Origin of the sequence: Burkholderia sp. AU4i (assembly GCF_000466765.1) — a bacterium.
Lineage (GTDB): Bacteria > Pseudomonadota > Gammaproteobacteria > Burkholderiales > Burkholderiaceae > Burkholderia > Burkholderia cepacia.
Genome location: NZ_ASSI01000278.1, coordinates 1 through 10,957, shown reverse-complemented (window position 1 = coordinate 10,957; position 10,957 = coordinate 1). Strand labels below are relative to the sequence as shown.

The following is a 10,957-nucleotide window of genomic DNA, read 5'->3' as shown; positions in this document are numbered from 1 at the left end:
CGACGCCGAGCGCGACTGCGCACGCGTGCGCCACGAGCTCGCGCAGGCGATCACGGCCACCAACCGGCCGCGTGCGCGGCGCCGGCCCGGCGATCCGCCGCCGCCGGCCGCCGACACGGCCGATTTCGCGGACTTCCGCCAGCGTTACCTGTCCCTGCAGCAGGACATGGAAACGGCGATCGGCCAGTTGCGCGGCCGCCTGCGGGTCGCGCTCGCCGCCAGCTCGTCGGGGATGGCCCGGCTCGCGACGCTCGACGCGATCATGGAGCGCGTGCTCGGCGCGCGCGAGCGCAGCCTGCTGTCGGCCGTGCCCGCGCTGCTCGGTACGCGCTTCGGGCGGCTGCGCGACGCGGAGCGGCAGGCGCTGGCCGATGCCGAAGCCGCGGCGGCAGCCGCAGCCGCAGCGGAATCCGCGGCCACGGCCGATCCCGCCGATGACGGCGCGGCGATCGTCGACAGCCCGGCCGTCGCGGCGATCGTGCCCGGCGCATGGCTCGATACGTTTCGCGACGAGATGCAAAGCATCCTGCTTGCCGAACTCGAAGTCCGGTTTCAAACGGTAGACGGGCTGCTCGCGGCCCTTCGCACCTGCTAATCAACACGCTATGTCCAGAATTCGCCTTGATCTCGTTGTCTTCGTCGCCGGTCTGCTCGCTGTGGGCTGGATCGGCGTCGGCTATGTCGCGTCGAACCCGCTGGCGTCGGCCGTCACGCTGCTGATCGCCGCGTGCTACGTCGCCGGCGCATGGGAACTGCTGCGCTACCGGCAGGCCACCGCCACGCTGTCGCACGCGGTCGCCGGCCTGGCCGAGCCGCCCGCGAAGCTCGACACGTGGCTCGACACGTTGCATCCGGGCCTGCGCGGTGCCGTGCGCGCGCGGGTCGAAGGCGCGCGCGTCGCGCTGCCGGGCCCGTCGCTCACGCCTTATCTCGTCGGCCTGCTCGTGCTGCTCGGCATGCTCGGCACGCTGCTCGGGATGGTCGTCACGCTGAAGGGCACGGGCGCCGCGCTCGAAAGCGCGACCGATCTCGACGCGATCCGCGCGTCGCTGATCGCGCCGGTGAAGGGCCTCGGCTTCGCATTCGGCACGTCGATTGCCGGTGTCGCGACGTCCGCGATGCTCGGCCTGCTGTCCGCGCTCGTGCGCCGCGAGCGGATCGACGCGGCCCAGCAGCTCGACGCGAAGATCGCGACGACGTTGCGCGTGCACTCGTCCGCGCATCAGCGCGACGAATCGTTCCGGCTGCTGCAGCGCCAGGCCGACGTGATGCCGGCGCTGGTCGACCGCCTGCAGACGATGATGACGTCGCTCGAGGCGCGCAGCGTCGCGCTGCACGATCGCCAGATCGAAAGCCAGCAAGCGTTCTTCGATCGGACCGAGCGCGCGTATGCGGGCCTCGCGTCGAATGTCGGGGACGCGCTGAAGGAAAGCGCCGCCGAAAGCGCGCGCGTGGCCGGTGCCGCGCTGCAGCCGGTCGTTGCCGCGACGATGACGGGGCTCGCGCAGGAGATGGCCGCGCTGCGTGACACCGTGACGGGCGCCGTGCAGCGTCAGCTTGACGGGCTGACGGACGGTTTCGAGAAGACCACCGGCAACGTGACGGCCGTCTGGAGCCGCGCGCTCGACGAACAGCGCCGTGCGGGCGATGCCGTCGCGCAGCAGTTGCAGACGACGCTCGGCCAGTTCACCGAGACCTTCGCGCAGCGTTCGACGGACCTGCTCGACGGCGTCGCGACGCGCCTCGAATCGACCGAAGGCCGCCTGTCGGATGCCTGGCGCGATGCGCTGGCGCGCCAGGAGCAGGTCGGCGAGACGCTGGCCGGCCAGCATGCGCGCGCGCTGGGCGAGGCCGCCGCGACGTTCGAACGCCATTCGGGCGCGACGCTTGCCGCGATGCGCGAGTCGCACGCGGGGCTGCAGACCGAGCTGGCCGCGCGCGACGAACAGCGCCTCACCGCGTGGAACGAATCGCTGGCCGCGATGGCCGCGAAGTTGAGCGACGAATGGCAACGTGCAGGCGAGCACAGCGCGGGCCGTCAGCAGGAAATCTGTGACGCGCTGGCGCAAACGACGCGCGACCTGACCGCGCAGGCTTCGGCCTTCGAACAGCGCTCGAACGATCTGCTGTCGACGATTCGCGAGTCGCACACGGGCCTGCAGACCCAACTGGCCGCACGCGACGAAGCACGCCTCACCGCGTGGAACGAATCGCTGGCCGCGATGGCTGCGAAGCTGGGTGACGAATGGCAGCGTGCAGGCGTGCATAGCGCAGGCCGTCAGCAGGAAATCTGCGACGCACTCGCGCAAACGACGCGCGACCTGACCGCGCAGGCTTCGGCCTTCGAACAGCGCTCGAATGACCTGCTGTCGACGATTCGCGATTCGCACACGGGTTTGCAGACGCAACTGGCCGCACGCGACGAGGAGCGTCTCGCCGCGTGGAACGATTCGCTGGCCGCGATGGCCGCGAAGCTCGGCGACGAATGGCAACGCGCAGGCGTGCACAGCGCAGGCCGTCAGCAGGAAATCTGCGACGCGCTGGCGCAGACGACGCGCGACCTGACCGCGCAGGCTTCGACCTTCGAACAACGCTCGAATGACCTGCTGTCGACGATCCGCGATTCACACACGGGTTTGCAGGCGCAACTGGCCGCACGCGACGAGGAACGCCTCACCGCGTGGAACGAATCGCTGGCCGCGATGGCCGCGAAGCTCGGTGACGAATGGCAACGCGCAGGCGTGCACAGCGCAGGCCGTCAGCAGGAAATCTGTGATGCACTCGCGCAAACGACGCGCGACCTGACCACGCAGGCTGCAACGTTCGAACAGCGCTCGAACGACCTGCTGTCGACGATTCGCGATTCGCACACGGGCCTGCAGACGCAACTGGCCGCCCGCGACGAACAACGCCTCGCCGCGTGGAACGATTCGCTCGCCGCGATGGCGGCCGCGCTGCGCGACGAATGGGCGCACACGAGCGCACAGGCCGCGACGCGCCAGCAGGACATCTGCGACACGCTGGCCCGCACCGCGAACGACATCACCGCGCAGGCGCAGGTGCATGCGAGCGACACGATCAACGAGATCGCGCGCCTCGTGCAGGCTGCGTCGGAGGCGCCGAAGGCCGCGGCCGACGTCGTCGCCGAGCTGCGCCAGCGCCTGTCCGACAGCCTGGTGCACGACACCGCGATGCTCGAGGAACGCAGCCGCCTGCTCGCGACGCTCGAAACGCTGCTCGGCGCGGTCAATCACGCGTCGACCGAACAGCGCACCGCGATCGACGCGCTCGTCAGCACGTCGGCCGACCTGCTCGACCGCGTCGGGGCGCGCTTCAACGACACCGTCGACGCCGAAACGCGCAAGCTCGACTCGGTGGCCGCGCAAGTGACGGCGGGCGCGGTCGAGGTCGCGAGCCTCGGCGATGCGTTCGGGATGGCCGTGCAGGTGTTCGGCGAGTCGAACGACAAGCTGCTGACTCATCTGCAACGCATCGAGGCCGCGCTCGAGAAGTCGCTCGCGCGCAGCGACGAGCAGCTCGAGTACTACGTCGCGCAGGCGCGTGAGGTAATCGACCTGAGCATGATGTCGCAGAAGCAGATCGTCGAAGACCTGCAGCAGCTCGCCGGCCGGCGGGCGTCCGTCGGAGCGTAACGCATGCACGACGAAATCGACGGCGGCGCGTCCTCCGCGCCGGTGTGGCCCGCGTTCGCCGACCTGATGTCGGTGCTGCTCGGCGCGTTCGTGCTGATCCTCGTCGGCGTGATCGGCATGCAGTTGCAGCTCACGTCGAAGCTCGAGGAAGCCGTGCGTGCGCGCCAGCAGGAAGCGCAGCAGCGCAAGTCGCTCGAGCAGGCGCTCGCCGGGCCGCTCGCGGCCGGCCGCGTGACGCTCGTGAACGGGCGCATCGGCATCAGCGGCAACGTGCTGTTCGCGCTGAACTCCGACCAGTTGCAGCCCGCCGGCCGCGACCTGCTGAAGACGCTGGCCGCACCGCTCGCCGCCTACCTGAAGACGCGCGACGAGATCCTGATGATCAGCGGCTTCGCCGACGACCAGCAGGTGCATGCCGGCAACCGCCAGTTCGCGGACAACTGGGAACTGTCGGCCAAGCGCGCGTTGACGGTCACGCGCGCGATGATCGACGCCGGCGTGCCGGCGTCGTCGGTGTTCGCGGCCGCGTTCGGCTCGGAACAGCCGGTCAGCTCGAATGCGGACGATGAAGGCCGTGCGAAGAACCGTCGCGTGGAGATCGCGCCGGTGCCGCGCAAGTCGGCCTCGAACGGAGGGAACGCGAAGTGACCGACGACGCGACGCACGTTCGCGCGACACTCGACGCATGGCGCGAGCAGGGCGCCGACCGGCTCGACCCCGTGCGCTTTCTCCGGATCGACGCGCTCGAGCGGCGTGCGGCCGCGCTCGAAGGCAACGCGCGCGGGCTGCTCGACGCGCGGCTCGCCGCGCTGATCGACGGCTTCGCGGCGGTCGTCGCGCGGGCCGACGAAGCGAAGGCCGCCGCGAGCGGCATCGCGCAAGCAGACGATGGTGCGGCCGGACGCGGCCCGTCGCTGGCGGTGCTCGTCGAACGGCTCGGCCGCGATGCGCAGGCCGACCGGCGCGGGCTCGATCCCGAGCTGGTCGACTACTTCCGCACGATGTGGTCGAAGGTCCGCACCGAACAGCAGTACCGCCAGTCGCTCGACCAGGTGCCGCGCAACGCGGGGCCGCTCAATTCGAACAGTCTCGTGCACCGGTCGCTCGCGACGATGCGCGAGCTGTCGCCGGAATATCTGCAGCAGTTCCTGTCGTACGTCGATGCGCTCGCATGGCTCGAGGATCTCGCCGGCGGCGGCGCGCAGCCCGAGAAGGAAGCCCCGCGCGCGAAGACGGTGAAGAAGGGCGCGCGCGGCAAGAGCCGGTAGCGCGCGGGCACGCATCGCCGCCGCCGGGGGCCGGTCACATCGACGTCAGGCCCGACGCCGGCACGCTTTGATAGCGGGCCGCGCTGATGAATTTCGAGAAGCGTTCGCACCAGATCACGACCGACGTGTATTGCGCGGGATTCACGTCGTCGGGAAGCGCCACGACGAAATTGCCGAATGTCTTCAGGTCGCCCACGCGTACGGCGCGCGCCTTGATCGCGAGGAACGACGCTCGCGTATCGACGAAGGCCGGCACGAGATAGAGCTTGTAGTCGGGGCCCGGTGCGATGTCGCCCTCGAACGCGATCGACGAATCGGTGACGGTCAGCTTGCCGTCCGCCCAGTGCAGCGCGTCGCTGCCCGGCAGGTTGCGTTCGAAGCGGCCGGTATGGCGCGCGTTTTCCGCGGCCACTTGCAGCTCGACGGCGCTTGCGCCTTCCGTCGCCGTGAGGATCGGCAGCACGTAGATGCCCGCGGCAAACGCCACGAGCCCCGTCGCGAGATGCGACGCGATCAGTATCCAGATTCTGGTTTTCATGTCGGACCCTTTGAACGAAAACAGAGGGTGGCGCCGGGCCACATGCCGGTAGTCGCGCGAGCCGGCGGAATCTGACAGACGTTCGGGTTTTCGTTCAACACGCCGTTACATGCCGCTCCTGCCGGCGTGCCGCGTGGCAGTTGCACCGTGACGCGACGCCGGATTTTTTCTTCGGCGAGTGTCATCTTTGCGCACGCGGCTCGACTCACTCTCCGTCGACAACGTCGTCGATGCTCAGGAGAAGTCAGATGAACAAGCTTGCCCTGTATGTTCTCGCGACGGTTGCCGCGACCGCTTCCGTTTCCGTTTCCATTTCCGCGTGGGCCGCGCCGCAGTCTACCGTGACGCGCGCGGAGGTGAAGGCCGAACTGGCCGCCCTGCGTGCAGCCGGCTACCGGCAGAACGGCGAAGACCCGTACTATCCGGCGCGGCTGGCGGAAGCGCTGAAGAAGATCGGTTCGACCGGCACGTCGACGGCCGATACCAGTGGATACGGCATGGCGGCATCGGCCGCGAGCGAATCGGGTTCGATGACGGCCGACAGACCGATCTATCGCGGACGATGATCCGGGCCGGACGTTGCGCCCGTCGATGGGCACGGCGTCCGATTAATCCGGACTGCGATGGAATCCAGGTTGCGCAACGTCAGCGCGTTGACGTGCCTTCGGCAATCTCCGCGCCGAACGCGTGCAGCGCCTCGACCAGCGCCGCCGCGAACGGCGGATGCGCGGCGATGCCTGCCGCGTCGAGCTGGCTGCCGAGGATCGGGAGCGTGATCGACGCGCGCTCGACGATGTTCGCCGACATCACCGACAGCGTTTCCCGCAGCGCCGCGTCCGCATGCGTCGCGCGCGGCGATGCGTTCAGCACCGCGACCGGCTTGTACACGAACGCTTCGCATCCCACGACCCAGTCGAGCGCGTTCTTCATCACGCCGGTCACGCCGTGCGCGTATTCCGGGCTCGCGATCAGCACGCCGTCGGCGGCGTTCAGGCGATCGATCAGGTCGCGCACCGCGGCCGGCGACGGATATTCCGCGTCGGGGTTGAACAGCGGAAATTCGCCGAGGCGATCGAAGCGCGTGATGCGCGTCCCGGGCGGCGCGACGCGTGCCGCCGCATCCAGCAGCGCCGCGTTATACGACTGCGCGCGCAGGCTGCCGCATAACGCGACGATGTCGATGCGGCGCTCGGAATCGGGTTGGAGTTCGGTAGCCATCGAGGAGCGTGTCGTTGGGTGGTTTGCGCGATGGGGGCGCGCCGGCCCGACGGATTATCGCATCGGTGCACGGGCGGAGTGACGCGCTTTGGCGCCCCCGTGCAAGCGGTGCGGTTCGCGCCTTTCCTGCGGAAATCCCGGGTGGCGACATTCTGCGGCAACGACGTCGGCCATCCCGGCCGCGCGCGCGAATGCGCCGATTTCCCACCCGTTGCCGAGCAGCAGACGACGCGTATGCAGCGCGCCGTGCACGTCGTCGGCAACGGCTTCGCCCAGATAGCGCAGCGCGCGGCCTTCGATGTCGACGAAGCCGTGTCGATAGTCATGGGCCAGCGCGGTCCACAGCTGCGCCGCGCCGATCGACTGACGGGCACCGCTGATCAGGCACAGGCCGGCGTCGAGTCCCCAGCGATACAGCGTCGTCGCGAGGCCCTTGCGTTGCGCGGATCCGCGCAGCCGCGTGTGCGGCGCGCGCAGGTAGCGGTCGGCGCGACGCGGGATTTCGGGCAGGCGGTTGAACACCGTATAGCCGGCGAGCTGGCGCGCGGCCGGATCCTCGACGTACAGGAAGTATTCGCCGTCCGCCTCGCGGTGGCGGACGATCAGGCCGGAGCGGCCGAGCGCGACGGCCGGCAGGCCGTGCAGGCGATGGCCCGGCTGGTGCAGGCGTGCGTAGAGCGAGTCGAGTTCATCGTCGATGTCGTGCTGGGAATGCTGTACGTCGATGCGCATGGCAAAAGGCGCCCGTCCCGGGCGGTCCGAGAAAGTGGTTCATCGCAAGAGGGGAGAGGAATGGGTGCGGCCCCCGGGCTCGGCGAAGCGAGCCGGGGCCGCGAATCAGCTGGGGATGTGCTGGAAACCGGCGGCGATCGCGGCGAGGCCCGCGATGCAGAGTGCGAACAGGATCAGGACTTTGTGAATCACGTCTCTCTCCTCATGAATGCGCGGCGCCGAAGGGCGGTGCCGCGGAGACGGTGACGGCGGGCACGGCCCGCACGGCCGTCGTGCGCGACGACGGTCGGGTGTCCGGGCGATCGATCGGGCGCGGACGGCCAGCACCATACGCGAGGAGTCGGGGGCGGGCAATCGTATCGGTGGAGAAAAGCGACGAAACGCGGAGAATCGTATCGTTTCGCGACAATTGGCCGCATGAGCGCGCGCCCTAGCCCGAGCGGCGGGTGGGCCGGCCGGACAGTCGCTGCCGGGTAGTGCGCGCATGGCCGGTGCCGTCAACCGGCCACCGCGCGCTCGTAGAGCGAAGCGATGTAACCGCCGGGCAGCGGACGAAGCGCGACGCGTGCGAAGCCGAGTGCCTCGTCGTACGCACACGGCTTCGCGTTGCGCGGATCGCAATCGAGTCGCGGCAGCGAGCACTGCTGCGCGCGTACCTGGTCGCAAGGGCGCGCGCACTGTGCCGGAACTGGCGAAACGGCGATGTGCGAACGCCGACGCAACCGTGGGCGGCGCAGCAGGCCCCGCCTTGCGCCGCCGTGTCAGGCCGGCGCGCGCTGCCCGAACGCCTGCTTCATCCGCGCGAACAACCCGTGCTGCGCGATCCATTCGGCATACGCGCGATAGTCGGGGTCGCGCATCAGGTGCCGTTCCTCGGTCTTCGCACGCGTGTAGTAGATCAGGTTGACCGCGACGAGCCCCGCGCAGTGCATCAGCCCGACCTGCCAGCCGAGCGGCTCGACGAACGGCACCGACACCATCCAGTACGACAGGTTCTTCGTGATGTACGCCGGATGCTTCGTGAAGCGGTACGGGCCCGACGTGATGATCCCGCGGTTGGTGAGGTTCGAGAAACGCAACCCGAACGAGATCGTGCACAGCGCGTAGGTCAGCAGCAGCAGGATGATCACCGTGCCCCAGATCACGCGCAGCGTCGGGGCCGACTGCAGCCAGTTGTCCCAGAACAACGTGCCTTCGTAGCGGATGTAGTTGTTCGAAAACAGCGACCAGAACGGCTGGTAGCACATCAGCGCGGCTACCCAGCCGAGCGTCGTCGGCTCGACGGTGCGCACGTGGCTGTCGAGGATGCGGAACGTGCACAGGTAACCGACGGTGCCGAACATCAGGTCCATCGTGAACGACAGGTCGTACATGAACATGAAGGTCGCGATCGTCGCCGGCGCGTGCATCGCGTTCGCGAGCGACGCGGTCAGGTGATCGGCGTCCTTCGACAGGTAGACGGTCATCAGCGGCAGGAAGAACGCCTTCACGCCCCAGCCGGCCAGCATCTCGCGCACCGGCTTCCAGCTCGCGGGCTGCTCGCGGCGGAACAGGAAGCGGCCCCACAGCAGGTACGCGTCGTCGGTCTCGCGCTGGTGGCGATCCATCCACGCGAAGTAGAACGGCGCGGCGACGATCACGTACGGCGCGAGCGAGCGCAGCAGCGACCAGAACGGCCGGTAGAACGCGCCGTGGTATTCGGGCAGCAGCCAGTAGATCGCGCCGATGCCCGCATAGATCGACGCCAACGCGCCGAGCCGCGTCGCGACGCGCGCGATGCCGAGCGGGCGGACGGCCTGCCGCGACAGGCCCGCGCTCGGGCGCAGGTAGACGCGCGAGATGAAGATTTCGTGCAGCGCGATCGTGCCGATGATCGCGAGGCTGGCGATGACCGCGCGCGTGGCTGCATCGAAAGTCGGCTGGCCGCGCGTGATCCACAGCGCGAACAGTCCGGCGGCGATGCCGAGCAGGCCGGCGCGCAGGGGCGTGGCGGAACGGGGTGGGCGGTCCTGGACCGCGGCGATGCCGTCAAGCGTGGAGTTCATGATCGGATCCTCGTACGGGTGAAGGCCGGCGCCCCCGCTGGGCGGGTGACGCCGGCCATCGGCCGGGCTTTGTATGGATGCGCGCCCGGCCATTGGCCTGTGGTTCTGATAGGTAAAGCGTTACTTCTTGGTGCCGCCGCCCAGCAGACCGCCGAGGAGGTTCGTCACCGGCGACAGCAGGTTGCCGGCGCCGCCCGCGGCACCGCCGTTCGAGCTGCCGGTCAGGCCGGCAGCCACGGAGCCACCGCCAGCCGGCGTCGTGGCCGTGCCGGCCGCGCCGCCCGGGCTCGCGGTGCCGATGGCGCCGGCGGCGCCTGCCGGCGTCGTCAGCGCACCCGTCACCGTGCCGACCGGGCCGCTCGACAGCAGGCCGCCGAGCGTGCCCGTCACGTTGCCGCCCGGCGTCGTGACCGTGCCCGTGAGGCTGGCGCCGAGCGGCGTCAGCGAATTGACGAGGTTGGTGACCGGCGCCAGCAGGCCGCCGACACCCGCGCCACCGGTGCCGCTGGTGCCACTCGTTCCGCCGGTGCCGCTCGTGCCGCTCGAACCGAGGCCGCCGAGCGCACCCGTCAGCGAGCCGAGCAGGCCCGTGACCGGTCCGAGCGGGCCGCCGCTGCTCGTGCCGCTCGTGCCGCCCGAACCGCTCGAGCTGCCGCCGCCCAGGCCGCCCGTCAGCGTGCCGAGCAGGCCCGTGATCGGGGCGAGCGGGTTGCTGCCGCCCGTGCCGCTGCTGGAGCTGCCCGCGTTGTTGTCGTGGACGAGGCCGCCGGTGGACGTCACCGTGTTGCCGAGCTGTGCCACGACGCCGCCGAGGCCGGTGCCGACCGGGTTGCCGGTTGCGCCGCCGACCTTCGTGCCGGCGAGGGCGAGGCCGTTGCCGAGTGCGCTCAGCAGGCCGTTGAGCGGCGTGCCGAGCAGCGTGACGCCGCCGAGCGTCTGCGTGGCGCCCGGCGTCGTGACACCGCCGGTCAGCGTGTTCGTGATCGGGTTGATCACCTTGCCGACCTGCGTCTCGAGCTGCTGGACCGGCGAGCTGTTCAGCGCCGTGTTGAGGCCCGACGCGGTCGAGTTGACGGCGCCGCCCACGGTGTTGACGAGATCGCCGACGAGCGTCGTGACCGGCGACAGCGGCGACAGCGGGCCGGAGCCGAGGCTCTTCACCGCGTTGCCGAGGTTGTTGACCGCGCCGCCGGCGCCGGTCAGCAGGCCGGTGGTCGACGTCAGCGTCGGTCCGAGCGGGTTCGCCGACACGCCGATCGAGCCGAGGCCGGCCGCGACGCCGTTGCCGAGCGCCTGCACGCCGTTGCCGAGGCTCGTGACTGCGTTGCCGACGCTGTTGGCCGTCGTCGGGTTCGTGCCGGGAATCTGCACGCCGCCGATCACGCCGCCGCCGTTCGCGACCGTCGTACCGACTGCCGTCACGAGGTTGCCGGATTTCTGGAGGACATTGCCGAGCGGGGTGACGCCGGTGCCGGAGGTGCCTGACGTACCGGAAGTACCCGA

10 protein-coding genes are annotated in these 10,957 nt (G+C 69.8%); 5 read left to right on the top strand and 5 right to left on the bottom strand.

What is annotated here, in order from left to right; all coding sequences use genetic code 11:
• The 4 genes from L810_RS40390 to L810_RS40375 all read left to right on the top strand — a co-directional run.
• Positions 1 to 595, top strand: a 595-nt coding sequence (locus tag L810_RS40390; RefSeq protein WP_042978211.1) for a DUF3348 family protein, incomplete at its 5' end; no start/stop codon positions are given.
• A gap of 10 nt (positions 596 to 605) precedes the next feature.
• On the top strand, positions 606 to 3,653 hold the full coding sequence (locus L810_RS40385) for a DUF802 domain-containing protein (protein ID WP_021163900.1): 3,048 nt from the start codon (positions 606 to 608) through the stop codon (positions 3,651 to 3,653).
• A gap of 3 nt (positions 3,654 to 3,656) precedes the next feature.
• Positions 3,657 to 4,301 (top strand): OmpA family protein, encoded by a 645-nt coding sequence (locus L810_RS40380; protein ID WP_021163899.1) that lies wholly within the window; start codon positions 3,657 to 3,659, stop codon positions 4,299 to 4,301.
• Positions 4,298 to 4,921: a DUF2894 domain-containing protein gene (locus tag L810_RS40375; RefSeq protein ID WP_021163898.1), complete on the top strand. Its 624-nt coding sequence runs from the start codon at positions 4,298 to 4,300 to the stop codon at positions 4,919 to 4,921. Before L810_RS40380 ends, L810_RS40375 begins: the two co-directional genes overlap by 4 nt.
• A 34-nt stretch (positions 4,922 to 4,955) precedes the next feature.
• On the opposite strand, the gene L810_RS40370 is transcribed toward L810_RS40375, so the two are convergent.
• Positions 4,956 to 5,459: a DM13 domain-containing protein gene (locus tag L810_RS40370; RefSeq protein ID WP_042978210.1), complete on the bottom strand. Its 504-nt coding sequence runs from the start codon at positions 5,457 to 5,459 to the stop codon at positions 4,956 to 4,958.
• A 248-nt stretch (positions 5,460 to 5,707) separates the two neighbouring features.
• Between L810_RS40370 and L810_RS40365 the strand changes: the two genes are divergently transcribed.
• Positions 5,708 to 6,025 carry a DUF4148 domain-containing protein gene (locus tag L810_RS40365; protein ID WP_021163896.1) on the top strand — a complete coding sequence of 106 codons (318 nt, stop codon included), beginning with the start codon at positions 5,708 to 5,710 and terminating at the stop codon, positions 6,023 to 6,025.
• A 79-nt stretch (positions 6,026 to 6,104) separates the two neighbouring features.
• Here the strand turns inward: L810_RS40365 and L810_RS40360 are convergent, their stop codons facing one another.
• From L810_RS40360 to L810_RS40340, 4 genes are all read right to left on the bottom strand, one after another.
• Positions 6,105 to 6,677 (bottom strand): NADPH-dependent FMN reductase, encoded by a 573-nt coding sequence (locus tag L810_RS40360; RefSeq protein WP_021163895.1) that lies wholly within the window; start codon positions 6,675 to 6,677, stop codon positions 6,105 to 6,107.
• A gap of 54 nt (positions 6,678 to 6,731) precedes the next feature.
• Positions 6,732 to 7,409, bottom strand: coding sequence for a hypothetical protein (locus L810_RS40355; protein ID WP_021163894.1), 678 nt, complete (start codon positions 7,407 to 7,409; stop codon positions 6,732 to 6,734).
• A gap of 761 nt (positions 7,410 to 8,170) precedes the next feature.
• Positions 8,171 to 9,454 carry an isoprenylcysteine carboxylmethyltransferase family protein gene (locus tag L810_RS40345; RefSeq protein WP_021163891.1) on the bottom strand — a complete coding sequence of 428 codons (1,284 nt, stop codon included), beginning with the start codon at positions 9,452 to 9,454 and terminating at the stop codon, positions 8,171 to 8,173.
• Positions 9,455 to 9,574: 120 nt separating this feature from the next.
• Positions 9,575 to 10,876, bottom strand: a complete 1,302-nt coding sequence (locus L810_RS40340; RefSeq protein ID WP_021163890.1) for a collagen-like triple helix repeat-containing protein — start codon at positions 10,874 to 10,876, stop codon at positions 9,575 to 9,577.
• Positions 10,877 to 10,957 lie beyond the last annotated feature (81 nt).

Coding starts and splice junctions, on each gene's coding strand:
- L810_RS40385 (WP_021163900.1), top strand. CDS start 606: ATGTCCAGAATTCGCCTTGATCTCGTTGTCTTCGTCGCCGGTCTGCTC.
- L810_RS40380 (WP_021163899.1), top strand. CDS start 3,657: ATGCACGACGAAATCGACGGCGGCGCGTCCTCCGCGCCGGTGTGGCCC.
- L810_RS40370 (WP_042978210.1), bottom strand. CDS start 5,459: ATGAAAACCAGAATCTGGATACTGATCGCGTCGCATCTCGCGACGGGG.
- L810_RS40365 (WP_021163896.1), top strand. CDS start 5,708: ATGAACAAGCTTGCCCTGTATGTTCTCGCGACGGTTGCCGCGACCGCT.
- L810_RS40360 (WP_021163895.1), bottom strand. CDS start 6,677: ATGGCTACCGAACTCCAACCCGATTCCGAGCGCCGCATCGACATCGTC.
- L810_RS40355 (WP_021163894.1), bottom strand. CDS start 7,409: ATGCGCATCGACGTACAGCATTCCCAGCACGACATCGACGATGAACTC.
- L810_RS40345 (WP_021163891.1), bottom strand. CDS start 9,454: ATGAACTCCACGCTTGACGGCATCGCCGCGGTCCAGGACCGCCCACCC.